The sequence below is a fragment of the Erwinia sp. ErVv1 genome, from assembly GCF_900068895.1.
GTDB lineage: Bacteria > Pseudomonadota > Gammaproteobacteria > Enterobacterales > Enterobacteriaceae > Erwinia.
Genome location: NZ_CDPK01000005.1, coordinates 88,600 through 115,565 on the forward strand (window position 1 = coordinate 88,600; position 26,966 = coordinate 115,565).

General features: G+C 54.8%; 27 protein-coding genes and 1 tRNA gene. 20 read left to right on the top strand and 8 right to left on the bottom strand.

From position 1 onward, the window contains the following. Positions 1–92: 92 nt before the first annotated feature. Positions 93–2,630, bottom strand: a complete 2,538-nt coding sequence (gene fadE / locus A1830_RS09110; protein WP_073980985.1) for an acyl-CoA dehydrogenase FadE — start codon at positions 2,628–2,630, stop codon at positions 93–95. Positions 2,631–2,839: 209 nt separating this feature from the next. Here fadE and lpcA point away from each other — a divergent pair, with 209 nt between their 5' ends. Next, positions 2,840–3,418: a D-sedoheptulose 7-phosphate isomerase gene (gene lpcA, locus A1830_RS09115; RefSeq protein ID WP_067704903.1), complete on the top strand. Its 579-nt coding sequence runs from the start codon at positions 2,840–2,842 to the stop codon at positions 3,416–3,418. A 46-nt stretch (positions 3,419–3,464) separates the two neighbouring features. Then, positions 3,465–4,232, top strand: a complete 768-nt coding sequence (locus A1830_RS09120; protein ID WP_067704905.1) for a class II glutamine amidotransferase — start codon at positions 3,465–3,467, stop codon at positions 4,230–4,232. Here the strand turns inward: A1830_RS09120 and dpaA are convergent. Continuing rightward, complete coding sequence (gene dpaA / locus A1830_RS09125) at positions 4,203–4,943, bottom strand: peptidoglycan meso-diaminopimelic acid protein amidase (protein WP_067704908.1); 741 nt, start codon at positions 4,941–4,943, stop codon at positions 4,203–4,205. The two genes, A1830_RS09120 and dpaA, sit on opposite strands and share 30 nt — an antisense overlap. 242 nt (positions 4,944–5,185) lie before the next feature. On the opposite strand from dpaA, the gene dinB reads away from it, so the two are divergent. Beyond that, a complete protein-coding gene (gene dinB, locus A1830_RS09130) occupies positions 5,186–6,241 on the top strand; it encodes a DNA polymerase IV (protein WP_067704911.1) in 1,056 nt (351 codons plus the stop codon). An 84-nt stretch (positions 6,242–6,325) separates the two neighbouring features. Here dinB and pepD read toward each other — a convergent pair whose 3' ends face one another. Then, positions 6,326–7,783 (bottom strand): beta-Ala-His dipeptidase, encoded by a 1,458-nt coding sequence (pepD, locus tag A1830_RS09135; RefSeq protein ID WP_082804132.1) that lies wholly within the window; start codon positions 7,781–7,783, stop codon positions 6,326–6,328. Positions 7,784–8,045: 262 nt separating this feature from the next. Here pepD and gpt point away from each other — a divergent pair, with 262 nt between their 5' ends. From gpt to crl, 3 genes are all read left to right on the top strand, one after another. Continuing rightward, complete coding sequence (gpt, locus tag A1830_RS09140) at positions 8,046–8,504, top strand: xanthine phosphoribosyltransferase (protein WP_067704917.1); 459 nt, start codon at positions 8,046–8,048, stop codon at positions 8,502–8,504. 119 nt (positions 8,505–8,623) lie between these two features. Continuing rightward, positions 8,624–9,874, top strand: a complete 1,251-nt coding sequence (gene frsA, locus A1830_RS09145; protein WP_067704920.1) for an esterase FrsA — start codon at positions 8,624–8,626, stop codon at positions 9,872–9,874. Positions 9,875–9,943: 69 nt separating this feature from the next. Continuing rightward, positions 9,944–10,345, top strand: coding sequence for a sigma factor-binding protein Crl (crl, locus tag A1830_RS09150; RefSeq protein ID WP_067704923.1), 402 nt, complete (start codon positions 9,944–9,946; stop codon positions 10,343–10,345). Positions 10,346–10,401: 56 nt separating this feature from the next. Here crl and A1830_RS09155 read toward each other — a convergent pair whose 3' ends face one another. Further along, positions 10,402–11,517 carry a porin gene (locus A1830_RS09155; RefSeq protein WP_067704936.1) on the bottom strand — a complete coding sequence of 372 codons (1,116 nt, stop codon included), beginning with the start codon at positions 11,515–11,517 and terminating at the stop codon, positions 10,402–10,404. A 243-nt stretch (positions 11,518–11,760) separates the two neighbouring features. Between A1830_RS09155 and proB the strand changes: the two genes are divergently transcribed. From proB to A1830_RS09180, 5 genes are all read left to right on the top strand, one after another. Beyond that, entirely contained in the window at positions 11,761–12,864 is a 1,104-nt protein-coding gene (gene proB / locus A1830_RS09160) for a glutamate 5-kinase (RefSeq protein ID WP_067704940.1), read from the top strand. A gap of 10 nt (positions 12,865–12,874) precedes the next feature. Then, entirely contained in the window at positions 12,875–14,128 is a 1,254-nt protein-coding gene (gene proA, locus A1830_RS09165; RefSeq protein ID WP_067704942.1) for a glutamate-5-semialdehyde dehydrogenase, read from the top strand. A 49-nt stretch (positions 14,129–14,177) separates the two neighbouring features. Then, complete coding sequence (locus A1830_RS09170; protein WP_067704944.1) at positions 14,178–14,807, top strand: LysE family translocator; 630 nt, start codon at positions 14,178–14,180, stop codon at positions 14,805–14,807. A 217-nt stretch (positions 14,808–15,024) separates the two neighbouring features. After that, positions 15,025–15,100, top strand: a tRNA-Thr gene (locus tag A1830_RS09175). 161 nt (positions 15,101–15,261) lie between these two features. Then, entirely contained in the window at positions 15,262–16,443 is a 1,182-nt protein-coding gene (locus tag A1830_RS09180) for a tyrosine-type recombinase/integrase (protein WP_067704946.1), read from the top strand. Between the two features lie 1,476 nt (positions 16,444–17,919). Here A1830_RS09180 and A1830_RS09190 read toward each other — a convergent pair. After that, complete coding sequence (locus A1830_RS09190) at positions 17,920–18,171, bottom strand: ogr/Delta-like zinc finger family protein (protein WP_067704952.1); 252 nt, start codon at positions 18,169–18,171, stop codon at positions 17,920–17,922. Continuing rightward, a complete protein-coding gene (locus A1830_RS09195; RefSeq protein ID WP_067704956.1) occupies positions 18,168–18,890 on the bottom strand; it encodes a hypothetical protein in 723 nt (240 codons plus the stop codon). Before A1830_RS09195 ends, A1830_RS09190 begins: the two co-directional genes overlap by 4 nt. A 519-nt stretch (positions 18,891–19,409) precedes the next feature. Here A1830_RS09195 and A1830_RS09200 point away from each other — a divergent pair. The 9 genes from A1830_RS09200 (at position 19,410) to A1830_RS09240 (ending at position 25,539) form a co-directional block, all read left to right on the top strand. Beyond that, entirely contained in the window at positions 19,410–19,667 is a 258-nt protein-coding gene (locus A1830_RS09200) for a helix-turn-helix transcriptional regulator (RefSeq protein ID WP_067704958.1), read from the top strand. Then, positions 19,664–19,912 carry a hypothetical protein gene (locus A1830_RS09205; RefSeq protein WP_067704961.1) on the top strand — a complete coding sequence of 83 codons (249 nt, stop codon included), beginning with the start codon at positions 19,664–19,666 and terminating at the stop codon, positions 19,910–19,912. The genes A1830_RS09200 and A1830_RS09205 overlap by 4 nt, the downstream gene beginning before the upstream one ends. Before the next feature lie 13 nt (positions 19,913–19,925). Then, on the top strand, positions 19,926–20,453 hold the full coding sequence (locus A1830_RS21335) for a host cell division inhibitor Icd-like protein (protein ID WP_073980986.1): 528 nt from the start codon (positions 19,926–19,928) through the stop codon (positions 20,451–20,453). Further along, a complete protein-coding gene (locus A1830_RS09215; protein WP_067704969.1) occupies positions 20,450–20,719 on the top strand; it encodes a hypothetical protein in 270 nt (89 codons plus the stop codon). The genes A1830_RS21335 and A1830_RS09215 overlap by 4 nt, the downstream gene beginning before the upstream one ends. Then, the gene (locus tag A1830_RS09220; RefSeq protein WP_067704972.1) at positions 20,709–21,056 is read left to right on the top strand and encodes a DUF5375 family protein; all 348 of its coding nucleotides are present in this window, start codon (positions 20,709–20,711) and stop codon (positions 21,054–21,056) included. Before A1830_RS09215 ends, A1830_RS09220 begins: the two co-directional genes overlap by 11 nt. A 9-nt stretch (positions 21,057–21,065) precedes the next feature. Beyond that, positions 21,066–23,384, top strand: coding sequence for a primase-helicase zinc-binding domain-containing protein (locus tag A1830_RS09225; protein WP_067704973.1), 2,319 nt, complete (start codon positions 21,066–21,068; stop codon positions 23,382–23,384). A gap of 259 nt (positions 23,385–23,643) precedes the next feature. Beyond that, entirely contained in the window at positions 23,644–24,462 is an 819-nt protein-coding gene (locus tag A1830_RS09230) for an RNase A-like domain-containing protein (protein WP_067704976.1), read from the top strand. 8 nt (positions 24,463–24,470) lie between these two features. Then, positions 24,471–24,773, top strand: a complete 303-nt coding sequence (locus A1830_RS09235; RefSeq protein WP_067704980.1) for a contact-dependent growth inhibition system immunity protein — start codon at positions 24,471–24,473, stop codon at positions 24,771–24,773. Between the two features lie 385 nt (positions 24,774–25,158). Beyond that, complete coding sequence (locus tag A1830_RS09240; protein ID WP_067704982.1) at positions 25,159–25,539, top strand: hypothetical protein; 381 nt, start codon at positions 25,159–25,161, stop codon at positions 25,537–25,539. A gap of 165 nt (positions 25,540–25,704) precedes the next feature. Here the strand turns inward: A1830_RS09240 and A1830_RS09245 are convergent, their stop codons facing one another. Together A1830_RS09245 and A1830_RS23770 are read right to left on the bottom strand one after the other, a co-directional pair. Next, positions 25,705–26,094 carry a DUF6985 domain-containing protein gene (locus A1830_RS09245; RefSeq protein ID WP_067704993.1) on the bottom strand — a complete coding sequence of 130 codons (390 nt, stop codon included), beginning with the start codon at positions 26,092–26,094 and terminating at the stop codon, positions 25,705–25,707. An 11-nt stretch (positions 26,095–26,105) separates the two neighbouring features. Continuing rightward, positions 26,106–26,966 (bottom strand): RHS repeat-associated core domain-containing protein (locus A1830_RS23770; protein ID WP_197473314.1); only part of this gene is annotated, 861 nt, incomplete at its 5' end.

The window sequence follows — 26,966 nt, forward strand, 5'->3', positions numbered from 1 at the left end:
GGCCCGGTGGATTTTCAGCTTTCGTTCGTCGCTATCCTCCCCCTTCAGCCGCTGATTTGCGTTGAAGGGGAAGGGAGGTTGAGTCAATAACGTCAGGCTATGGCCGTTTTTCTTGCATCATCAGGTATCTTTTGCAATGTAGCCTGCTCCTGCTCCTGCTCCTGCTCCTGCTCCTGCTCCTGCTCCTCAGACGCAGATGGAGGCTGAGGCCCGGACGCCCTGCTAAGCGGCTGGGTCGCCAGCGCATCGGCCTCAAACTCATCAACGTTAATCGAGCGCAGGCGGCTGGCTTCGGCGCGGGTCAGGATGGCGGCCTCCTCTTCATTCAGCCACTGCTGCTCCAGCCCCTGCTTCGCCAGCGCGTCCAGGCGGGTAAAGGGCAGGTTTTTTTTCTGCTCTTTGCACAGGCGGTCGTGAATGATTTCGGCTGCCATTATGTCCAGCAGGGCCTCTTCCAGCTGTCCGGCCGGATTATGCTCTGACGCGGTCAGATACTGGCCGCGACCAATGCGGCTGCGGGTCGCGGACGGCACCTGAAGGATGCGCGCCAGCTGGTGATCCAGCCGGTCTGACGGCGGCAGGCAGCGGCGGCCCAGCGGGAATATCGTCAGGCGAAGCAGACCCGCGACGGCGCGGTTAGGAAAGTTCCTTAACAGCGCGTCCGTAGCGTCTTCCGCCTGCTTTAACGCATCCTGCACGCCCCAGTGCAGCAGCGGCAGATCGGCCTTATTGCGGCCTTCATCTTCAAAGCGTTTGAGTGCCGCAGAGGCGAGATAAAGCTGGCTGAGCACGTCGCCCAGACGGGCAGAGATGCGCTCACGTCGCTTCAGGCTGCCGCCCATTACCGACATCGAGACATCGGCAAGCAGCGCCATATTGGCACTCACGCGGTTAAGGTGCTGATAGTAGCGGCGGGTGGCATCGCGGGTTGGCGCGCGGCTGGTGCGTCCGCCGGTAATACCCAGCCACAGGCTGCGCACGGCGCAGCTGCCGACGTGACCGATATGGCTGAACAGCGCGCGGTCAAAAGTAGCGAGGTCGTGATTTTGTGCCGCCGCCATTTCGGTCAGCACATACGGATGGCAGCGAATCGCCCCCTGGCCGAAGATAATCATGCTGCGGGTGAGGATATTTGCCCCTTCCACGGTGATGGCCACCGGCGCACCCTGATAGGCACGGGCAATGAAGTTGCCCTTGCCGAGCATAATCCCTTTGCCACCGGCGATATCCATCGCATCAATAATCGCCCGCTGCCCGCGATGGGTGCAGTGGTATTTAACAATGGCGGAGAGCACCGCCGGTTTTTCACCCAGCACAATACCGTAGGTAATCAGCGAAGCGGCGGCATCCATCATCCAGGCATTACCGGCGATACGCGCCAGCGGCTCTTCAATACCTTCCATTTTGCCTATCGGCAGGCGGAACTGGCGGCGAATATGGGCGTAGGCCCCGATAGCCATTGCAATGCTTTTCAGGCTGCCCGTTGAGTTGGAGGGGAGGGTGATACCGCGTCCCACCGAGAGACACTCGACCAGCATCCGCCAGCCCTGCCCGGCCATCTTCGGCCCGCCGATAATGGTATCAATGGGAACAAAAATATCCTTGCCGCGCGTCGGGCCGTTCTGGAAAGGCACGTTGAGCGGGAAGTGACGTTGACCGATCTCCACGCCCGGCGTATGGGTAGGGATCAGCGCGCAGGTAATACCCAGCGACTCGGTATCGCCCAGCAGATGATCGGGATCGTAAAGCTTAAACGCCAGCCCCAGCACTGTCGCAATCGGCGCGAGGGTAATGTAGCGCTTATTCCAGCTGAGGCGCATACCCAATACCTGCTGTCCCTGCCAGTCACCCATGCAGACAACGCCGGTGTCGGGAATGGCACCGGCATCGGAACCTGCTTCCGGGCTGGTCAGGGCAAAACAGGGGATCTCCTCTCCGCGGGCCAGACGCGGCAGATAGTGATTTTTCTGCGCATCAGTGCCGTAATGCTGAAGCAGCTCGCCGGGACCAAGCGAATTGGGCACGCCCACGGTGATCGCCAGAATGCCGGAGACGCCCGCCAGCTTCTGCAATACCAGCGCCTGGGCGTAAGCGGAAAATTGCAGGCCGCCGTACTCTTTCCTGATGATCATCGCGAAGAAGCGGTGCTCTTTCAGAAAGGCCCACAGCTCGGGCGGCAAATCGGCCATTTCATGGGTAATCGCGAAGTCGTTTGCCATACGGCAGGCTTCCTCTACCGGCCCGGCCAGAAAAGCCTGTTCATCGGCGGTGAGGCGCGGCTGCGGGTAGTCGTGCAGCTTCTGCCAGTTGGGATTGCCGCGAAATAGCTCGCCTTCCCACCAGGTGGTGCCCGCCTCAATCGCCTCTTTTTCGGTACGCGACATCGGTGGCATCACCTTTTGAAAGGTGCGCAGCATCGGCTTAGAGAACATCGCCCGCCTTACGGGCAGCAGGTTTAATGGCAGCAGAATCACCGCCAGCGGAATTAGCAGCCATGGCGTCCAGACGCCACCTGCGGCCCAGGCAATGCACCATACCAGCAGGGCGAGACTGCTTAACGGCAGGTTTACGCGATGATAAAACAGGGCGGCAATCAGGACGATCGTCGCAAGGCAGCTAAGAGCCAGCATAAAATTTCTCCAGAAGTAAGAGGTCTGACCTGTTAGGAGTATATGTAGTTGAGATGGTTTTTATTAGCAATCTGGTTACATAATAATTACAACCTGGCTCACACTCCGCGTGTATCACGCGTGAAACGTCTGGACCGGCAGGAAGGGTGCTGTTCCCCCCTCCTGCAAGTTGATAAACTGGCGGCGACCTCACTTAAAAGGATCTCTCTATGTATCAGGACATCATTCGTGCAGAACTCAATGAAGCCGCCGAAACGCTCACCCATTTCCTGAGCGATGACGCCAATATCCATGCCATTCAGCGCGCGGCCGTGCTGCTGGCAGATGCATTTAAAGCGGGGGGCAAAGTCCTTTCCTGTGGCAACGGCGGATCGCACTGCGATGCGATGCACTTTGCTGAGGAGCTGACAGGACGCTACCGGGAAAACCGTCCGGGCTATCCGGCCATTGCCATCTCGGACGTCAGCCATATCTCCTGCGTCAGCAATGACTTCGGCTACGACTATGTCTTCTCACGCTACGTTGAGGCGGTAGGCCGCACGGGCGACGTGCTGTTTGGTATCTCAACCTCGGGTAATTCGGCCAACGTCCTGAAGGCGATTGAGGCCGCGCGTGCGCAGGGCATGAAGGTGATCATCCTGACCGGCAAAGATGGCGGCAAGATGGATGGCCTGGCTGACGTAGAGATCCGCGTGCCGCACTTCGGCTATGCCGATCGCATTCAGGAGATCCACATCAAGGTTATTCATATCCTGATCCTGCTGATTGAAAAAGAGATGGCGAAGTAACCCTTTCCCGGCCCTGGTAGCAGGGCCTTACTGCGAGGTAGTCGCTATGTGTGAACTGCTCGGGATGAGCGCCAACGTTCCTACGGACATCTGTTTCAGCTTTACCGGTCTTGTCCAGCGCGGTGGGGGAACCGGTCCGCACAAGGATGGCTGGGGGATTACGTTTTATGAAGGAAAAGGCTGTCGCACATTCAAGGATCCCCAACCCAGCTTTAATTCGCCTGTCGCACGGCTGGTGCAGGAGTATCCGATTAAATCGCATTCCGTGGTGGCGCACATTCGCCAGGCGAACCGGGGTGAGGTGGCGCTGGAAAATACGCATCCCTTTACCCGCGAGCTGTGGGGCCGCAACTGGACCTATGCGCATAATGGGCAGCTGAAAGGCTACCGGACGCTGGATACCGGTCCCTTTCGGGCGGTCGGCGAGACCGACAGCGAGCAGGCATTTTGCTGGCTGCTGCACAAGCTGACCACGCGCTATCCGCGCACGCCGGGCAACTGGCCTGCGGTATTTCGCTATATTGCCGAACTGGCGACGGAGCTGCGGAAAAAGGGCGTATTCAATATGCTGCTGTCGGATGGCCGCTATCTGATGGCTTTCTGCTCGACGAATCTGTTCTGGATAACCCGTCGGGCACCGTTTGGCAAGGCGACGCTGCTGGATCAGGACGTTGAGATTGATTTTCAGAAGCAGACCACGCCGAATGACGTGGTCACGGTGATCGCTACCCAGCCCCTGACGGGCAATGAAACCTGGCACAAAATTGCGCCAGGCGACTGGGCGCTATTTTGTCTGGGTGAGCGCCAGCGTTGAACCGGTAGCCGGGGCGCTGAGCAGTGACCCCGGGCTATTCAGCACATAGTGACCGTCGCTGACGCTGACCGAAGGCGGCAGGTGGGTCTGCACAAACTGGGCGTAGCCCGGTTGCAGCTGCTGCCAGAAGCTGTAGTACACCGAGTTACGGTGACGCTGCATATTGCTTTCGGTCATGCGGAACGGATAGATGCTTAATTCGATACGTGGCTGACCGTTACGCAGCGCGGCTTCCACAAAGCGATAGATATCCTGAATATTGGTATCGGTCATCGCATAACAGCCGATAGACACGCAGCTGCCGTGGATCATCAGATATTTCCCTTCATATCCCTGCTGACGATCGTAGGCGTTGGGGAAGCCGACGTTAATCGCCCGATAAAAGCGGCTGTCAGGTTTTAACTGGGAAAGCCCGACGCTGTAAAATCCTTCCGGACTTTTAAAATCTCCCTGACGGCGCTTAGGCCCCAGGCCACCAGAGAAATTACAAATTCGATAGCTGTCTATTAAACGATAATCGTTGCCAATTTTGCCATAAAGCTCAAGCGTGCGTTCTTCTTTGAATATCTGAATATACACAGGCGTGCCAATTAGCTGTTTCTTTAATTCTTTGCTTACCGGTGCCAGCGGCAGTACCGGGGTGGTGGGTACGCTGGCGAAAACAACGGCTGGCAGAAAAAACATCGCAAAAAGGAGTGCGATTTTGCCCATTCTGGTTCCCTTGAAAAAGGAGGGGTGGATGCGGCGTCCGGGACGCGTTTACAGGCAATATCAGTTAATAGCCGCTATTGCTGCGTCACATTAGCATTGTCTATTTTTTTATCAAGAGAGCAGAGTATAAAATACTGAATAAAAGTGTGGCTCAGCCCTTTGCCGGTGTGCTTTGGCCAAACGGGTAATATTGTCATTCGCTTATTTCGCTGTATACTTATCCAGTACAGTTGGAGGGGGATATGCGGAAGATCATTCACGTCGATATGGACTGCTTTTATGCCGCAGTAGAGATGCGCGACGATCCCAGCCTGCGCAATATCCCGATAGCTATCGGCGGCAGCCATCTTAAGCGGGGGGTGATCAGCACCGCCAACTACCCGGCGCGCAAGTTTGGCGTACACAGCGCCATGTCCACCGCGATGGCGCTTAAGCTCTGCCCGCATCTTAAGGTGGTGCCTGGCCGTTTCGATGCCTACAAAGAAGCCAGCGCCCATATTCGTGAAATATTCTCGCGCTATACCTCCCTGATTGAGCCGCTCTCTCTGGATGAAGCCTATCTTGACGTCACCGACAGCCTGCACTGCCACGGGTCGGCCACGCTGATGGCGCGCGAAATTCGCCAGACCATCAGTCGGGAGCTGAATCTGACCGCCTCGGCAGGGGTAGCGCCGGTGAAATTTGTCGCCAAAATTGCCTCCGATCTGAATAAACCCGACGGGCAGTTCGTGATAACCCCTGATGAAATGTCGCAGTTTCTGCTGACGCTGCCGCTGGCGAAGATCCCCGGCGTCGGCAAGGTGACGGCCAAAAAGCTGGAGGAAATGGGGCTGATGACCTGCGGCGACGTGCAGAAGACCGATCTTGCCGCGCTGCTCCGGCGCTTTGGCAAGTTTGGCCGGGTGCTGTGGGAGCGCTGTAACGGCATTGATGAGCGGGAGGTGGTCACCGATCGCCTGCGCAAATCCCTCGGCGTTGAGCGTACCCTGTCGGAGGATATCCACAGCTGGGAAGAGTGCCTGAAAATTATCGACTTCCTTTATGAGGAGCTGGAGCGCCGCCTGATTAAAATTAAGCCGGACCGGCTGATTGCCCGCCAGGGCGTCAAGCTAAAGTTTAATGATTTCCAGCAGACCACGCAGGAGCACGTCTGGCCCGAGCTTAATAAAGACGACATGATTGCGGTGGCGAAGAAGGCCTGGGAGGAGCGGCGAAGTGGGCGCGGCGTCAGGCTGGTCGGGCTGCACGTGACGCTGCTCAATCCCCAGATTGAACGTCAGCTGCTATTGGGTTTATAGCGGGTAAGAGCGGGCAGCAACAGGGGCAGGCGCACGGCCCGCAGGGAAGCGGCAGGCGGAACAGGGTCCGCCTGCCGGTCAGGCTTATTTCGCCGGGATAGCCTTAAGCAGCGCCGTCAGCAGCTGCCAGTAGAGGCCCACGCTGGCAATATGGACCTGCTCATCCGGCGAATGTGGCCCGGTGATGGTTGGCCCGATGGAAACCATATCCATATCCGGATAGGGCTTTTTAAACAGACCGCACTCCAGACCCGCGTGGATCACCTGAATGTTTGGCGTTCTGCCAAACAGCTTTTTGTAGGTTTCCCCCACCAGCGCCATCACCGGCGAAGTTGCGTCCGGCTGCCAGCCAGGATAGCTGCCTTTCGCCCGCGCCGTGGCGCCGGCCAGTTCAGCCAGCGCGGTCAGGGTTTCCACCACGTACTCTTTACCGCTGTCGATCAGCGAACGGATCAGGCTGTTGATTACCGCTTCGTTTTCGCGGATCGCCACCACGCCGACGTTTAGCGAGGTTTCGACCACGCCCTTTACTACGTCAGAGTTGCGGATAACGCCGTTTGGCGTACTGTTCAGCAGCGCGATAAAGGCGTCGCGGCTGGCTGCGGTCAGCGCCGGGCCACTGGCCGCCACGTTCTCCACCACCAGATTAATGTTCTTCTCTTTCAGCGCCAGCTCACTTTTTAGCGTCTCCAGATAGTGCAGCGCCTGGCTTTTCAGTACGTCCAGCCTGTCTGCCGGGACGGCGAGCGTCGCCGTGGCCTCACGCGGGATAGCGTTACGCAGCGTACCGCCGGTAAAGTCGACCAGGCGCAGATCCAGTGCCTTAGCCTGGGTGAACAGAAAGCGGGCCAGCAGCTTGTTAGCGTTACCCAGGCCGACGTGAATATCACAGCCGGAGTGGCCGCCCTTCAGGCCCTTAAGGGAGAGCTGAATATGCGCGAAGCCTTCGGGTACCGCTTCACGGTCGATCGGCAGCGTCGCGGTAAAATCAATGCCGCCCGCGCAGCCCATATAGATTTCACCCTCTTCTTCCGAATCGGTGTTAATCAGGATGTCTGCCTGCAGCCAGTTGGGCTGAAGGCCAAACGCACCCGCCATGCCGGTCTCTTCGGTCATGGTCAGCAGCACTTCCAGCGGGCCGTGCTCAACGTTTTTATCCGCCAGCACCGCCAGCGCAGAGGACAGGCCAATACCGTTATCCGCGCCCAGGGTGGTGCCGCGCGCCTTAACCCATTCGCCGTCGATCCACGGCTGGATGGGATCTTTCGTGAAGTCGTGAACCGTGTCGTTGTTTTTCTGCGGCACCATATCCAGGTGCGCCTGCAGCGCCACCGGCTTCAGATTTTCCAGCCCGGCGGTGGCAGGTTTGCGGATCAAAATATTGCCCACTTCATCGCGTTCGGCCCAGAAGCCCTGTTCTTTCGCCCAGCCCAGAATGTACTGCGCCAGGGCTTCTTCATGATAAGAGGGGTGCGGAATAGAGCAGACTTTGGCAAAGATATCCCACAGCGGCTGTGGTGACAGTTGAGATAATTCAGACACGATAACTCTCCTGTGCCAGCACCATCGTTTAGCATGAGCCGTGGATGGCGAGCAAGATTAGCGGTTAAACAGCTCGCGTCAGCGGATCTGACGCTGTTGGCAAAGAATATCATCGTTTCAACGGGGATGCTTACTTCGCAACAGCAAAAAAGCGGGCTGGAGGCCGATCGGTGCTGGTTTTTAGCGCCTCAGATCTCTATAATTCCGCGCAACCTCACCCATAGTACATTTTTAAGCCAACACCACTGGTCGGGACACCTTTATGAGCGAAAAATACATCGTCACCTGGGACATGCTGCAGATCCATGCCCGTAAACTGGCTCAGCGCCTGCTTCCCGTTGAGCAGTGGACAGGCATTATCGCGGTCAGCCGCGGCGGACTGGTTCCCGCTTCCCTGCTGGCCCGTGAGCTGGGTATTCGCCATGTGGATACCGTGTGCATCTCCAGCTACGATCACGACAATCAGCGTGAAATGAAAATCCTTAAGCGCGCTGAAGGCGACGGTGAAGGCTTTATCGTCATTGACGATCTGGTGGATACCGGCGGTACCGCGCAGGCGATCCGCGAGATGTATCCGAAAGCCCACTTTGTGACCATTTTCGCCAAGCCTGCCGGTCGCCCGCTGGTTGACGACTATGTGGTTGATATTCCGCAGAACACCTGGATTGAACAGCCGTGGGATATGGGCGTGGCCTATATTCCGCCCATTGTTAAAGGCTGATTGATCCCGGTCAACGCAACGCCCGGTTCTGCCGGGCGTTGCTGTTTTTACGGTTAGCGCAGCCGCAGGGCCTGGGGTAGACTGGTCCCATGCCCTGTGCGCCGGAGGACCGCCACGCTATGTCACCGAAAAATCTGAGCGAAGAGCTGTTCAAACCGCGCTTCAAACACCCTGAAACCTCATCCTTAGTGCGTCGCCGACATCTGCATAAGCCGCTGCCGGTTCATTCGGCGCTGGAGGGGGAGAGTCACGCTGGCTGGTACCGGATGATTAACCGCGTACTCTGGACGTGGCGCGGCCTGCCGCCGCTTGAGATCGGCGAGGTGCTTGCCAGAATCGCCAACAGCCGCGCGGAGCACACCGATGAAAGCCTGCTGGATACGGTGATCGGCTATCGCGGCGGCAACTGGATTTACGAGTGGTCTTCCCAGGCGGCGCAGTGGCAGCAACGGGCCAGCGCCGCCACCCGCGACGAAGAGGCGGGGCGCTGCTGGCTGCATGCCGCCAATTTGCTCGGCGTGGCGGGCTACCCGCATCTGAAAGGCGATGAGCTGGCCGACCAGGCGCAGCTGATGGCTAACCGCGCCTACGAAGAGGCCACAAAGCGTCTGTCGGGCGAGCTGAGAGCGCTGACGTTCGCTATCCCCGGCGGCAGCCCGATTGAGGGCTTTCTGCATATGCCCGCAGGCGTCAGTGCGCCTTATCCTACGGTGCTGCTGTGCGGCACGCTGGACGCGCTGCAAACCGACAGCTATCGCCTGTTTCATGACTACCTTGCCCCGCGCGGGATCGCCATGCTAACCATCGATATGCCTTCAGTGGGGTTTTCGTCGAAGTGGACGCTCACCCAGGACACCAGCTTTCTGCACCAGCAGGTGCTGCGTCAGCTGGAAAATGTACCCTGGGTCGATCACACCCGCGTGGCGGCCTTCGGCTTCCGCTTTGGCGCTAACGTGGCGGTACGGCTGGCCTATCTTGAGTCACAGCGTCTGCGCGCGGTCGCCTGCGTCGGCCCGGTGGTGCATCATCTCCTCAGCGATAGCGTGCTCCAGGACCATGTGCCGGAGATGATGATGGACGTGCTCGCCAGCCGCCTGGGCATGATGAACGCGGCGGACTCAGCCCTGCGCGCCGAGCTGGGCCGATACTCCCTGAAAACCCAGGGGCTGCTGGGCAGACGCACCACCACGCCGCTGCTTTCCGCCTTCTGGCCGAACGACCTCTTCAGCCCGGAGGAGGAGTCGAAGCTGATTGTGCAATCCTCCAGCGACGGCAGGCTGCTGCCGGTATCGCTGACGCCGGCGATGCGTAACTTCGATAAGGCTTTACGTGATATTGTTGACTGGATAGCAAAGCGGTTGCTGCGATGATTTGCTATAGTTCAGCACTTTCCTGCTCCTGAGCGGGGTGATAACAGGCTCAATGATGGAGGTTTTACAATGACGTTACCAAGTGGGCATCCTAAGAGCCGCTTAATGAAGCGCTTTGGTTCTCTGGGACCCTATATCCGTGAAGCTAAGTGCGAAGGCGATCGCTTTTTCTTTGACTGCCTGGCCGTTTGCGTCAATGTGAAACCGGCACCGGAGCTGCGTGAGTTCTGGGGCTGGTGGATGGAGCTGAATGCTGAAAGCGACCACTTCACCTACGAATACTACTTTGGTCTGTTCGACAAAGAAGGAAACTGGAAGCCGAGCGCCATTAAGGGTAAGGAAAACAACGAGCGACTGGAAGAGACGCTGCGTAATTTCCACGTGCGTCTTAAAGCGCTGCTGGAAGAGCTGGAGCTGGGCCTGAAGCCCGCCGCCGACTTTGCGGATGAACCGGTTAAGCTGACCGCCTGACGAGGAAAGAGGGCTGGACATTGCCAGCCCTGTTTTATCTGTCATGAGGGTAATATTCAGAACTGATAGACAATTCCTACCGCCACCACATCGTCATTCTTGAGACCCAATTTGTTGTCGCTGGAAAGCTGGTTGATTTGGTAATCGACATAGGTATTCATGTTCTTATTGAAATACCAGGTGGCGCCCACATCAACATATTTCACCAGGTCAACGTCGCCCAGGCCTTCGATGTCTTTACCTTTGGTCTGTACCCAGCCCAGGGAAGGACGCAGGCCGGAGTCGAACTGATACTGTGCAACCAGTTCTATATTCTGTGCCTTATTCGCTGCGCCAGAAACAGAGGTTTTCACGTTATTGATGACCGCTGTACCGCTGATGGGCGTCATATTCCGCGTTTCGGTGTAGATCGCCGCCAGATAAACGCTGTTAGCATCATATTTCAGGCCCGCTCCCCACGAATCCGCTTTATCACCCTTGCCCCAGCGGCGAGCGGTCTGCTGGTCGGTGCGGTCAGAAGAGGTGTAAGCCCCGCTGATACTCACGCCCGTGTTGCCCAGCGCATACGCGGTAGAGGCGCCGTAACCATCACCGTTCTGGCGGCTCACATCGGTGCGAGAATTAGCCGAGCCGGCGTCGTTTTTACCCTGGTATTGCAAAGCAAACTTAAGGCCGTCAACCAGCCCGAAGAAGTTGCTGTTGCGGTAGGTCGCTACACCGCTGGTGCGCTGAGTCATATAGTTGTCGGAGCGCATGGTTGCGCCGCCGCCGAACTCCGGCAGCATATCTGTCCAGGCTTCAACGTCGTAAAGCACGCCATAGTTTCGACCATAATCGATGGAACCAAAAGGACCGAACTTTAGCCCGGCAAAGCCCAGGCGCGTTTTGTTCCCCGTATTGGCATCAGAACCTTCAGAGTTGCTGGCGTTAAAGTGGTATTCCCACTGGCCGTAACCGGTCACCAAATCGTTAATCTGCGTCTGGCCCTTAAAGCCCATGCGCACGTAGGATTTGTCCCCGCTGTATCCCGCGTTGTCGCTAAAATAGTGCAGGCCTTTGACTTTCCCGTAGAGATCTAATTTATTACCGTCTTTGTTATAAACTTCCGCGGCCTGAGCAGAAGAGGATAAAGCCAGTGCTGTGATTAAAAAGGTCAGTGCTGTGTTCTTCATTTTGCTATCAATCCCGAATGTCTGAATATTATTTTGGCTTCCAGAGTGCTCTGAACGCAGAGACGTTCTACAGGATGAATATGATATTTTTATTACATATTTACACATTTGGAATTAAAATGAATTATTTAACGGGTTTGAAATAAGGCTGTTTTTTGCCTTTTTCCCGCTCCCCTGTTGGCTTCCAGCACCACACCTGATAAAACGTCTTCTTGCAGACCTCTCACGTAACGGCAGGAAATAATGAGCAGCAGCCAGACCCTGGTAGTGAAACTGGGGACCAGCGTATTAACCGGCGGATCGCGTCGGCTGAACCGGGCACATATCGTCGAACTGGTGCGTCAGTGTGCGCAGCAGCACGCGGCGGGCCACCGCATTGTGATTGTGACCTCCGGGGCGATGGCCGCCGGACGTGAGCATCTTGGCTACCCGGAACTGCCGCCGACCATCGCCTCAAAGCAGCTGCTGGCTGCGGTGGGGCAGAGCAGGTTGATTCAGCTGTGGGAGCAGCTGTTCTCTATTTACGGCATCCACATTGGGCAGATGCTGCTGACCCGCGCCGACCTTGAAGATCGCGAACGCTTTCTGAATGCGCGGGATACGCTGCGGGCGCTGCTGGATAACCACATCGTGCCGGTGATCAATGAAAACGACGCGGTTGCCACGGCGGAAATCAAAGTGGGCGATAACGATAACCTCTCGGCGCTGGCGGCGATTCTGGCCGGTGCGGATAAGCTGCTGCTGCTGACCGATCAGCAGGGGCTGTTTACCGCCGATCCGCGTAACAACCCGTCAGCGGAGCTGATCCGCGACGTGCACGGCGTTGACGATGCGCTGCGTGCGCTGGCGGGTGACAGCGTCTCCGGTCTGGGCACCGGCGGCATGACCACCAAGCTACAGGCAGCGGATATCGCCTGCCGGGCGGGCATTGATACGATTATCGCCGCCGGTAGCCGTGCAGGCGTCATTGGTGACGTCATCGCCAGCAACCCGGTCGGTACCCGCTTTCACGCGCTGGAAACGCCGCTTGAGAACCGCAAGCGCTGGATCTTCGGCGCACCGCCAGCGGGCGAAATCACCGTCGATGACGGTGCGCTTTCGGCGATCCTCGAGCGGGGCAGCTCGCTGCTGCCAAAGGGCATTCGCGATATCGGCGGCAACTTCTCACGAGGCGAAGTGATCCGTATCCGCAGCCTCCAGGGGCGGGATGTGGCGCACGGCGTCAGCCGCTACAACAGCGATGCGATGCGCATGATTGCCGGGCATCACTCCCAGCGAATCAGCGAAATTTTAGGTTATGAATATGGTCCGGTTGCCGTTCACCGCGATGATATGATCGTCAGCTAAGGAGCAGGGCATGCTGGAAGAAATGGGTAAAGCCGCGAAAGCGGCATCTTATGCGCTGTCGGTGCTCTCCACCGCAGAGAAAAACCGGGTCCTGATGACCATCGCCGACCGCCTGGAAGCACAGAGCGCTGAAATCCTCACCGCAAATGAGCGCGATCTGGCCGACGCGCGCCAGAACGGCCTGAGCGAAGCGCTGCTGGATCGCCTGATGCTCAACCCGGCACGGCTGAAAGCCATCGCCGACGATGTGCGCCAGGTCTGCCGCCTGGCCGATCCGGTCGGCGTGGTGCTGGACGGCGGCCTGCTGGACAGCGGCCTGCGCATTGAGCGTCGCCGCGTGCCGCTGGGCGTGGTGGCGGTTATTTATGAAGCGCGCCCCAACGTCACCATCGACGTCGCCGCGCTCTGCCTGAAGACCGGCAACGCCTCTATCCTGCGCGGTGGGAAGGAAACCTGGCGCACTAACGGCGCAACGGTTCGCGTTATTCAGGACGCGCTGCGTCAGCATGGTTTACCGGCCGGGGCCGTCCAGGCGATTGAAAGCCCCGATCGCGAATGGGTTAATCAGCTGCTGAAGCTGGATCGCTATGTGGATATGCTGATCCCTCGCGGCGGCGCGAATTTACATAAGCTGTGCCGCGAACAGTCGACCATCCCGGTGATCACCGGCGGCATTGGCGTCTGCCACATCTTTGTCGACAGCGATATCGAGCAGCAGGCGGCGCTGAAGGTGATTATCAACGCCAAAAAACAGCGCCCCAGCGCCTGTAATTCACTGGAGACGCTGCTGGTTCATGCGGACGTGGCAGAAAGCTTCCTGCCCGTGCTGAGCCACAGCATGGCGGAGGCGGGCATCAGGCTTCACGCCGACCCGCGCTCGCTGCCGCTGCTGCAAAACGGCCCGGCCGACGTTACCCCGGTCACCGACGCCCAGCTGCGCGACGAGTGGCTGTCGCTGGATCTGAACGTGGTGCTGGTGGACTCTCTGGATCAGGGCATCGCGCACATTCGCGAATATGGCACCCAGCATTCGGATGCGATCCTCACCCGCAGCCTGCACAACTCAAACCGCTTTGTGAATGAGGTCGACTCCTCGGCGGTGTACGTTAACGCCAGCACCCGCTTCACCGACGGCGGCCAGTTTGGCCTGGGCGCAGAGGTGGCGGTCAGCACGCAGAAGCTGCATGCGCGCGGCCCGATGGGTCTGGAGGCGCTCACGACCTATAAATGGATAGGTTTTGGCAGCGATACCGTGCGCGGTTAACGCTTTAGCATCATAACCACCGGCGCCAGGTGCGCAGGGAGAGTCAAGTATGGTGACGTTTTCACAGCTTTTTCCCTTCGCCGCCATCGCCCTTGGGCTGGTGCTGACGCCGGGGCCAAATATGATCTACCTGATTTCCCGCTCGCTGTGCCAGGGCCGCCGCGCGGGTTATATCTCGCTAAGCGGCGTGGCGCTAGGCTTTATATTTTATATGCTCTGTGCCGCAATGGGCATCACCGCGCTGATTATGGCGGTGCCGCTGGCGTACGACGCGCTGCGCATTGCCGGGGCGCTTTACCTGCTGTATATGGCCTGGCAGGCGGTATTCGGCGGCAGATCGCCCTTTCAGCTGCGCAACCTGCCGCCCGACAGCGATCCTAAGCTCTTCACCATGGGCCTGCTGACCAACCTGTTAAACCCCAAAACCGCCGTCATCTACCTCAGCCTGCTGCCGCAGTTTATCCGTCCCGAACAGGGGCAGGTGCTGATGCAGTCGCTTATACTCGGCTTCACCCAGATTGTGACCAGCATTATCGTCAACAGTATGATTATCTTCGCCGCCGGCACTATCGCCACCTTTCTCGCCCAGCGCCCCGGCTGGCAGAAGCTCCAGCGCTGGATAATGGGTACGGTGCTGGCAGGCCTGGCGGTCAGAATGGTTAGGGAGGGAAGGAAGTAGGGTAGTGAGTGGGGGAAGTAAGTTGGGAGCAGAGAAAGAGCAGCAGGTGAGTGGGGGAAGTAAGTTGGGGGTAGAGAAAGAGCAGCAGGCTAGGAAAGGAGGAGAATCACCCGAGGTTTGCCTTGCCGCCAGATGAAAAAAGCGGCGACTGATTCGCGCCCCCTTGACTCCCCGGGCATTTTTTCTTAACGTAACGCCCCGTAGTTCACCTCCCCAAGCCGATATAGCTCAGTTGGTAGAGCAGCGCATTCGTAATGCGAAGGTCCCAGGTTCGACTCCTGGTATCGGCACCATATCCTCATCCGTAATTATCCCCGAAAGTCCAAAAATTCCTTTAAAAACAAACAATTTATTAGTTTTTCATCCGTATTAGTCCGAGGTCATCCAGTAGAATCCAGATAGAAAAGTGTATAGGATCGTGTATAACTCTGTTCGGTCTGGAAATTCTATACACATGCGTCTTAACGATATGCAAATTCGTCGCGCCAAGGTTGAAGATAAAGCCTATACGCTTAGCGACGGCCTCGGCCTTTCCCTCCTTATTGAGCCTAACGGCAGTAAAAGCTGGCGGTTCCGCTATCGCTATGCGGACAAGCCTAAAATGATCTCGTTTGGTGTTTATCCTGTGGTTACGCTTGCTGATGCCAGACAGCGTAGGGAAGAAGCGCGTAAGCAGGTGTCCGATGGCATCAACCCCAGCGAAGCCCGAAAAGAACAGAAGCGTGCCTTAAAAATCGGTGTTGAGAATACGTTTGAAGCACTGGCGCGTGAATGGCACGGTCTTAAAAGTGCAAAATGGTCACCAGGATATGCCAGCGATATTATGGAAGCTTTCACTAATGATATTTTTCCGTATGTTGGAGATAGACCCATCGCTGAGATAAAGCCGCTGGAATTACTTAATGTGCTGCGAAAAATTGAGGCCCGTGGCGCGCTGGAAAAGATGCGTAAAGTTCGCCAACGGTGTGCTGAGGTATTCCGTTATTCTATAGCGACGGGTAGAGCGGAGTACAATGCAGCAGCCGACCTATCAACTGCGCTTAGCGTTCATCAATCTAAACACTTCCCTTTCCTGACAGCTGAAGAAATTCCTGATTTTCTCAAAGCTCTCAATGCTTATAGCGGGAGCATTTTGGTCGTTCTGGCTACTAAGTTATTGATACTAACAGGCGTCAGAACCATTGAACTACGAGCAGCCGAGTGGAAAGAGTTTAATCTGGATGAAGCACTATGGGAAATTCCTGCAGAAAGAATGAAAAAACGGCGCTCACATCTTGTGCCGCTATCTCAACAAGCGTTAGATTTAGTTAAGCAAATCCAAACTATGACGGGAAACTACAGGTACGTTTTCCCTGGCCGTAACGAACCGAGCAAACCTATGAGCGAAGCAAGTATAAATCAGGCGATCAAACGTATTGGTTACGGCGGCAGAGTAACCGGGCACGGTTTCAGGCATACCATGTCAACCATTTTGCATGAACAAGGCTACAACACAGCATGGATTGAGATGCAGTTAGCACACGTTGATAAAAATAGTATTCGTGGCACTTATAACCATGCACAATATTTAGAGCAAAGAAGAGAAATGTTGTCATGGTATTCAAAATCAATAATTAAAGAGAATGCAAATGGCTAATAATAACATTAAGAACAACCTAAATTCATTTTTACAAATGCTTGAAAGCATAGAGGATATACTTCCATCATTAAAGGAGAGCTTGAGGGATGATTTCGATAAGAAACAGAAAGATTATGTCACCTTTGTAAGTGAATACGGTCGGGAAGTTACTGTAAAAAAAGAAGGGAAGGATGTAAAAGTACAATCGATACCGCGTAGTAAATTAGCCTATTTTAAAAAATTAAATTTGAACCTTAATAAATCCGCCATGCTTTTGCGGGTTGTTCCGCAAAACTTCCTTGTGTCGATTGTAAGTGAGTATGATGCTTTCCTTGGTGGCTTAATAAAAGAGATTTATAAGAAGAAGCCAGAGGTAGTAAATAATTTTGAAAAAGAGTTTTCTTTCAAGGAGGTTGTAGAATTTGGCAGTATTGATAAGATTAAAGATTATGTTATTGAAAAGGATGTGGAGAGTTTATTACGTAAAAGTCATATTGAGCAGATATCCATACTGGAAAAAAAATTTTCTATAAGCTTGAGGAGTGGATTGCCTGTCCTTAAGGATTTTATAGAAATTACAGAAAGAAGAAACTTGTTTGTGCACTGTAAAGGTGTTGTGTCATCACAGTATCTAAAGAATTGCTCGGATAACTCAATAAAAACAAAAGAATTAAATGTTGGCTCTCGGCTTTATGCATCAAATAAATATATATTTAATGCTATTCATGTTTTGTCAGAAATGGCTATAAAAATCACCCATGTTCTTTGGAGTAAAATATCAAGCGAAGAGAGTGGTATTATTGGGGATAGTGCATTGAGTACATCTTTTGAACTTTTGCAAAGCGAGAAGTATCAGCTTGTGATAAGTGTTGTACCTCTATTTCAAACACCCCCATTTCAAGGTTTTAAAGAGATGGTTAAAGTAATGCTTTTAATAAATATTGCTATTGCATATAAATATTCCGGGGACGAAGTTAAATGTTCTTCCTTGTTAAAAGAATGTGATTGGAGTACTAGGATTCCAATGTTACGAATGGCTGAGAGGATTCTTAATGATGATTTTGATTCGGCCTCACATTTGATGAGGAAATCTTGTGATTCAGATGATCTAAAAAAAGAAAATTTGCTTGAGTGGCCGATATTTAAGTTTTTTAGAGAGAGTGATCAATTCAAAGTCACTTATGAGGAGCTTTATGGCAAGGAAGAAGTAATTAACGTCGAGCTTGAGAAACCCTTTGATTCAGGTGGCAAGTTGGAGCCACGCTCNCCCCCGCCTCGCCTGCCCGCTTTATGCATCGTTTTTTATGCAGCTGCATGAACCGGGCAAAGCCGCGCCGGGCGTGGGCTGAATGGGTGTATGATGTCCCGCATTCTGCATGCAAAATCATGCACCCTATGCATGCATTGCTCTTTACAAACCGGCTGGCCAGAAAAAGGGCGCTGAAAGGACGAAAAGCGGACACAAAAAAGCCGCTGTTTAAGCGGCCGGTGTGGTCAGTGGAGAGTGCGGAAGGACGAGCCGTAGCGGCCCAGCGTCTGGCGTTCTTTTACCGGCTCCGGGGTAATTGCGGGAACCGGTTCGGGCTGCGGCGGCGCGGTGATGACTTTGGTGATGCTCTCGCTGGTTTTGAACGAGCAGGAGCAGTCGAGGTTAGTGCACTGGTGATAGCGCTCCTTCACCTGTTCGGACATATAGCGGCTTGATTTGGCATGCGCCGGGCTTTTGCAGTACGGGCAGTGCATCATGCCTGGCTTTCCTTCTGCTGTTTTCTTTCAAGCTTCTCTTTACGCCCCTGTACCAGCAGGTGCATAGCGCACGGGCTGTTATACAGGCGCATATCCACGCCGGTCAGCGCGGGGCGATAAAGCCCCATCTCCGACAGCACCGGCTCGGCATCCATATCCAGCCGTGCGTCTTCCGCTTTGCCGGTCAGCAGTTTACCCACTTCACGGGCGAGTATGACCTCCGGCTCCTCGTGTTGCGGGTCGGTATGGCGGCCCTGGTCGTTGAGCCTGAGCAACAGCAGCTTCAGCCGGATGGCGCGTACCAGCGTCGGGCTGACGTTGCGCATGGCTGCGTCCCACTGGCCGTTCACGTACTGTGTAAAGGCCGTGCTGTGCGCGTCAACATAAGCGCGACCGGTGCGCACGGCATTTATCGTTTCTCCCTCATGCTCAAACTCCAGTTCTTCAATCAGGCCAGTGAACTCTTCAGCCAGCTCGCGGCTGGCGATGCGCTGGCTGTGCTCGGCGCGCAGCTCCGGCGTGATGGCCCCGCGCAGGTCGCGAAAACGGGTACGCCAGTTAGTTTCCGCCTCTTTCCCGTTTTCAATGGCTGCCTCACGCTCTTTTTTGCTGCGGGCAATGGCGGCGGTAATATCGTTGATTTTCATCATCTGTGCCGTATGGGCGGTACGTGCATCTGCCAGGCGCTTCAGTGCAGGGCTTTTTTCCGGGGTGCTCATAGCGTTGTCTCTCCGTCTGTAAAGTGTGTCGCTATTCTGTCGTTCACCACCGGACAAATCATTTCATTGCTGTCTGCCTGTCGCTCACCAAACAGGGCTGTATTTTCACCGGATACCCCCACTGAGGTTTTAGTTTTATATAAAACTGTTCACTACTCTTCACCTCTAGAAAAAAGATAATAAATACAGTAAGTAAAGGGGTGAACACTTGAGAATGAACTGTTCACCAGGTGTTCACCACTGTTCACCCGCTTTTAAAACAGCCTTTTTCTGGCGAGCATTTTTTGATTGTTATTACCTGTTAATTAATCTGAATTTCAGGTCAGTTTTTTATAAATGACAATCTCTGACAATCGTTGATAAACAGTGAGCAACAGGATGCAACAAAACGCGATTTTGCTCATTTACCACCGGACGGCGGCTTGTTTACACGGGCAAAAATATTCTCACAATAGGGGGTTACCAGCACACACGACCGGAACCGGCCAGCGCCGCCCGGATTCAGAATGAGGTAACACCATGCTTTCCACCGCCATACCTTCAGCACCGGCCACGCCGTCCGTAAACGACCTGCAATACCCCCGTGACCGCTTTATGCGCCTGCCGGAAGTTATCAGCACCTGCGGCCTGTCCCGCTCCACCATTTACGACCTGATTTGCCGCGAGCAGTTTCCGTCACAGATTTCCCTCGGCGGCAAGAACGTCGCATGGCTGGCGTCGGAGATTGACGACTGGATGCAGGCCCGCATCGCCCAGCGTGCCGGAGGTGCGGCATGATCAAGCTTAACTTTGGCAGCCGCAGCTACCCGCTCAGCCAGGAAGAAGCCGTGTACGTGGCCGAAAGCCTGCTTTCCGCCGTCGGTGGCAAAAAAGCCACGCTGCCCGCGTTTACCAGCGGCCGCCACGGCCATATTTCCGTGCTCACTGAGCAGCCGCAGCCTGCAAAGGGAAGCAGGGGCGCACAAAGCGAGAACTTCCGATCAAATCCGCCGCAGTCCGATCACGTCCTGACCGATTGCTAAGGAAAAAGGCCCGATGTGTAAAAAAAGGCTTTTTTCTGGCGGGCCACCGGTATACAGTTTCCCCGCTGCCGCAAAATCGGCAGCCGGGATTTGCAGCCCGTGTAACTCAATGGCGACACAGCACGCGCCACGCGTGTTTTTTTGTGTCATTGCCCTGGTGCACCCATTTTACGGGCAGCGGTTCTTACACCGTTGTCTCGTCTGCGTAATGGTGACCCGGGCGGGGCAGCCTTCGGGCTGGCCGGTATCCATTGAGGCCGGTACTGCAAACCCCGTTCGGGCCACCACCATTGAGATTTGCAGCTCCGGTGGTGGCGTTAACCGTCACTCAATGGAGACAGCCACTATGGCCGCAACCCTTATCCCTGCACGCATGCAGTTCACCTTTCTTTTTGCCGCCGTGCGCCGCGCCGATACCGCCGCCCGTCCCTGCATGCTGCGCACCACTGCCGAAACCGAATCCGCCGCCCGCCGTCTGCTGGCCCGCGATTACGTGCTCTCTTTTGCCGGTCGCCTGCCGCACTGTGAGGTGGCTGCATGAACACGCTTTCCGCCCGACTCAACGGCCACGCCAGCTACCCTATCCCGCACGCTGATTTCCTGCGTCTTCAGCATGCCCACAGCGTGGGTGTGACCGTGCTCGACATGCTGGACGTTATCGAATGCTCCGGCAACCGCCATGGCGGCCCGGACAGCGACGCGCTGGCGTCCGTGGTGGCGCTGCTTACCGACCAGCTGGGTAAAGTGGTCAGCACCTGTGAATCCGTCATGCTCACCGATATGGAGGTCTCCGCCCGTGACAGCTAACAATTTCAGTAATCAGTCCTGCCTGCCCGTTGAGGTTCGCACCGCCGTTTACCGCCGCGCCGTTGCCCAGGGCTATCTTTCTGCCTGCGAGCACTACGGGCTCGACGTGTCTGCCTCGCTGGACGAGGTGCAGATGACAATCGCCCTGGAGCTTGAGGGTTATTACGTGCGCAGGTACGGCCCGGAAAACGGCATGGACATGGCCTGCACCATGCTCAGCGAAATGGTACAGCCCGACGTGCTGGTCGCCGCGCCGCGACTGACGCGCATGGGGGAAACCATGATGGATGAACTGCTGTGTGGCTGCCTGGCCGCGTCCAAAGCCACGCTGCATTAAGGAGGCCGCATGAAACATATCGTCACCGACACCGTGCGCGCTGCCGCCGGTCACTGGCCTCAGCTGCTGCCCGCGTTGGGTATCAGCATCAACGCTGCCGGACAGCACTCGCCGTGCCCGGTCTGCGGCGGGAAAGACCGCTTCCGCTTTGACAATCAGGCCGGGCGCGGGACGTGGGTCTGCAACCAGTGCGGCGCGGGCGACGGGCTGGCGCTGGTTGAAAAAGCGCTGGACGTCAACACCAGGGAGGCCGCCTGCCGGGTGGCCGGGCTGATTGGCACCCTGCCGGTTAAGCAGGAACAGGCATCCGCAGAGAAAACCGGTGAAGAAAAGGCACGGGCGCGCCTTAACGCCGCAAAAGAGGCTGCACGGCTTATTGCCGGTGCGAAAACACAGACCGGTAACGCCTACCTGACCGGCAAGGGGCTGGCTGAAACCCCCGTTCTGACGCTGACCACTTCAAAGCGTATCAGCGATACCACCTATCAGCCGGGCGACCTGATTGTGCCGCTGACCGACATTTCCGGCGAAACGATTAACGCCCAGCTGATAAACGCGGACGGCACCAAACGCACCCTGGCGGGCGGCCAGGTGAAAGAGGCATTCCACCGCCTGGGCGAACACGGCAACACGCTCTGGCTGACCGAAGGGTACGCCACCGGCCTGACGGTGCACCGGCTGACCGGCCAGGCGGTTTATGTCGCCTTAAGCGCCAACAACCTGCCCGCGCTGGCCGAACGCCTGCATGCCGAATACCCGGAGGCGCTGATACTGACTGCCGCCGACAATGACGAGAACGGCACCGGCCAGCTGCGCGCCGAAGCGGCGGCGAAGCGCTGTAACGGCAAAACGGCCCTGCCGCCGGTGTGCGGTGACTGGAACGACGTCTTTCAGTCACAGGGGGAAACAGCTGCTCAGGCGATGCTGACCGCTTTTACCCAGCCGAAAGCGCTCAGCCCGTTTGAGTCGGTGAGCGAGGCCGACCTGAAGGCGATGAGCGCCAGCCAGAAAGCCGAACTGCTGGCTGCGCACTACCTCAACACGCTGGCCGTACCAATGGTGGGCGAAGACCTCTGCCGCTACGAGGGCGGCGCGTGGCAGGTGCTGCCGTACCGGGTATTAAGCCGGGAAATCGCCGCGCTGTTTCAGAAGGTGCGCGCGCCGTTCTCCGCCACCGGTATCGGCGGCATCGTGGACACGCTCAAGCTGATGGTGCCACAGATGGGCGCACCGGCCCGGCGGCTGATTGGCTTTCGCAACGGCGTGTTTGACACCGCGACCGGCACCTTCGGCCCGCACAAAAAAGAGCACTGGCTCCGCACTATCAACAGCGTCGACTACACCACGCCGAAAGCGGGCGAGAATCTGGCCGACGATGCGCCGCACTTCTGGCAGTGGCTGACGCGGGCGGCCGGGCGCAATGAGGCGAAGCAGGAGCGTATCCTCGCGGCGCTATTTATGGTGCTGGCGAACCGCTACGACTGGCAGCTGTTCCTTGAAGTCACCGGCCCCGGCGGCAGCGGGAAAAGCGTGATGGCGTCCATTGCCCGCCTGCTGGCCGGAGAAGACAACACCACGGCCGCCACCATCGACACGCTGGAGTCGTCACGGGAACGCGCCTCGGTCGTGGGCTACTCCTTAATAATCCTGCCGGACCAGGAGAAGTGGAGCGGCGACGGCGCGGGCATTAAAGCCATTACCGGCGGCGACGCCGTGGCGATTGACCCGAAGTACCGCGACGCCTATTCAACGCACATCCCGGCGGTGATACTGGCGGTGAACAATAACCCGATGCGCTTCAGCGACCGCAGCGGCGGCGTCTCCCGTCGCCGGGTTATCCTGCCGTTCCCTGACGTGATACCGGCAAACGAACGCGATCCAAAGCTGCTGGAAAAGATTGCCGGTGAGCTGGCCGTTATCGTGCGCCACCTGATGCAGCGCTTCACCCGCCCGGCCGACGCCCGCGAGCTGTTGCAGGCGCAGCAGTCGTCGGAAGAGGCGCTGGAAATCAAGCGCAGCGCCGACCCGCTGGTCGACTTCTGCGGCTACCTGACGCCGCTGAGCACGCCGACCGGGCTGTTTATCGGCAACGCCAATATCCGGCCCATGAACCCGCGTCGTTACCTGTATCACGCTTATCTGTCCTTTATGGAGGCCAGAGGTCATCAGCACCCCATGAGCCTGACGGCGTTCGGCCAGGCGGTGCCGCAGACGCTGAAGGAGTATGAAATTGAGCTGTTGAAGCGCAAGACGAAGAACGGTATCCAGACCAGTCTGGAGCTGAGCGAAGACTGCGAGGCCGACTGGCTGCCGCGCTGTGATGCATAAGCCAGACGATAAACACCAAACCGGCCCCGGCCGGTTTTTTTATGCCTGAAGGTGAACAGTGTTCACCCCGGGTGAAGAGTGGTGAAGAGTACCAACTAAAGTGATCACCACTTAACTGTATGAATGTAAATGATAAAACTCAAAGGTGAACAGGGTGAACACTTTTCCATAAAATCTTTTTTTTAGCTGTCAGTGGAGCTAAAACCTGAAATATGGATACAATCTGGCCGCGTATCTACTATTTATATGAGGTTTCATTATGGATGATGGCATAAAAATCGTGATGTCCCCGGTTCAGCTTACTGCTGCGCTCTCTGATAAAACCGTTACGGAAGGTGAAACGCTCAGTAACCGTTTATACGGTGGGCTGAATCTGGCATTAGGGACGCTTGAATTAACTGGAGCAACCGCGCTATGCATAGCGCCAGATCCAACCGGACTGACTAAGGCGGCATGCGTTGTAGTTGGCGCACATAGCCTGGATAGCATTCATGCTGCCGCTAATCAGGTACTAACAGGCACAAATACACGTACAGCAACTTTTCAGGTAGCAGCTGCGGCGGCTAAAAAGCTTGGCGCGGATGATAAGACCGCAATGAACATAGGGTTGACCGTAGATGTTTCTGTTCCTGTGGCTTTTGCATTTGCTGCCGGAGCGGCACGTGTCTCCTCTGTTCGCTTTGGTAAGCTAAAGCTGGCTGAGCATGAAGCCGTCAAAGGTATTAAGGCTGGCGGGCATACTATTGCTAAGCATGTAAATATTCCTGAAGCGGATTTGCTGGCGCGTCTTGCGCGAAGCCCTAAAACGCCTCTTGCAAGTTCGTTTGTCAGTATTGAGCAGGCAGAGAAATTAATAAGCGCCGGTTTGAAAGCCAATCGATGGAAGATAATCTACTGGGCCACAGCTAAAAGCGAAAGCATACTGGAATTAACCTGGCAGGCCCGAACCGTAGTCGGTTATGGTTTCAGGCAGGGTAGTACAACTCGTCTGGATGCTTATGCCGTCAGGATTGTTCTGCACCGCAAAGTGTTTAACGGCAAACCCTATTATCTTCTTACTGCATATCCTTCTTTTTGAGGCTGGCAATGAATAAAAGCTATAAAAATATTGGAACGCTTATTCGGGTGTTTTTTGGTCAGGATTACGATCTGTTTGGCGAAACGGTAGAAGAAGTACTGGACAGTTACTTAGAAACTGAGAACCAAAAAACAGCAGAGAAAGTCTGTCAGGAAGCTGAGAACTTACTGTTGTTAAATGATGAAGCACTTACAGAAGAGTTTGAAACCATCAGTCAGAGAGAGTTCTATCCTGAACCCTGGGGAGAAACCGTACGCACTTTTCTGGAAAAGATAAAAAGTCATTTACGTGCCAGACTTCAACTTCCCTGATTAACTGGTCATGACTGTGAGTAAAGTTTTTGGTTCAGTGAATGGTAGATAAGGAGAGGGAGCGCAAGGCGTGTCCAACCATGCACGCTTCCACCAATGTGTATAGCTTTGTGTATAGATGGATTTTTGTGTTTTGTTTTTTATGATATTAATCAATAAGTTATATGGTTTAATTCATTCCTGGTATCGCACCATAAAATCAATCAGTTACGAAATCCTCTGTCATAAGGCTTCCCATTTTTTCTCTCGCATATTTACTGGCGTACTTATTTAGCACGGTACAGACCCCTTACTATAACCTCCCCTGAAAGCGTTAGCCTTTGACCATTGGCTAATTGTTGATGTTGCATATAGTGGTGTAACGACATAAAGACCGGGCAACATAATGACAAAAACAGAAAAAATGCTGGCGCTGAGAAAGCGGTTCAACCCTGATAGCAATGACGCCTTGCTGGATCTTAACGTAGATGAGCTTTGCCAGAAGTTCAGGTACAGCCAGCAAATATATTTAAATTTTGAGTCAACCATTGAACAGCATTTTGCAACGCTTAACCAAAATCAGGAAGAACAGATATTCTCAGGCCACCCGATACTCACCGCTTCGTTAGGTGAGAACAAGCCTGCAATCGGAGAGCATAATCTGGAAAGCGATTACCACATTAAACATTTTCAGGTTAGCAGGCTCTTTCACCTCCGGGACATCATACAGTGCAGCAAAATCGTGCCTTTCACTGACCGTGAAACTCCTGAACCCGACTATTTCTAAAGCCCTATTTTTTCGTGAATAGAAATTTAATAGAATAAGAAATAATCCTATAAGCAAGAAAGTAGATGAGTCCAGAACTGTAGCTTAATTAGTTAACTATCTAACTTTAAAGGTACAGTCCAGGTTATCGGTATAATTATCTGATTTTATTTTGAATAATGTTATCTACATAAATGCGGTTTCGCTGCTACCGATTTTCTCTATGTTTTCTCCTTTCAATTTCACGCCAATTCCATGTTCTCTATCAATTGTTGTGGAAAACATAAAACCATATTCATTTTCTTTATCTGGGAATACGTACAGTTTTATAATTTTAAGGTCTGGTAATTCTTGATTGTAAGTTTTAATGCAATATTCACTGACCCCTTTTTGGATCTTTTGTAAAAATTCATTTTGGTGAGAAATTAAGTAAGAAATATCATCTTTCATCTTTTGATCTGGTGATTCAGACTCAAGATTAACACACTGTATTTCATCCGAACCGAATGCTTTTAAGATCAAATCGACAGCAATGCCTTCATCATCTTCATAAAATTTCAAGTCTTCTGAGTACATAATGCTCCTAACTATTTACAATTCAATGATTTTGCAATTTTTTTGGCTTCAAGTGATTCATATTTTACAACATGATACTGTTCGTATTGGCTTACTGAACCGGAGTGAGGGAACGTGGCTTCGTGAGCGCTTGTCTCTACAAGTTGCATGGTAGAAGTATTCGTTAGGGGATCATAATCATTTAAATGGTGCCAGGTATAGCCATCTGGATGTGATTTACCTGTAACATTCCCAACTGAGTTTGTGTAATTTGCCAATTCATTTGCTGCTTTAAAATCGCCATAACGACTACCTGTCATTGGTATTTTTACAATATTCTCACCATGCGGATAAAGTGCATCACTTCCTGAGAAATCCACCCCGGGATATCTTGATAGCCCCCACGGATCAATCCACCCCAGCGGATTCGGAGCATACTGATAAAGGTTCCAGCCACCCGCCAGCCCAATCGGATCCTGTACCGTAAAGCGTCCAATCTGCGGATCGTAATACCGGAACAGATTATAGTGCAGTCCGGTCTNGCCACCCGCCAGCCCAATCGGATCCTGTACCGTAAAGCGTCCAATCTGCGGATCGTAATACCGGAACAGATTATAGTGCAGTCCGGTCTCGCTGTCAGCGTACTGCCCGGCATAGCGCAGCGGCTGATGGTGCAGGGCAGTTTGCCGTGCAAGTCGGTGAAAACCTTCCGTCTGTCGGGTAACCTCACCAAAGCTCCCGTAATGTCCGCTCCACCGGAGCTGGCCCTGCTCATCAGTGATATCCAGCGGTGCACCGTTAAGGTCGGTACTGAACCAGAGAATCTCTCCGCGACTGTCGTCACACAAATGGTCAACCCGTGCCAGCGGGCTGTATGCTTCATTCGGGTCGTA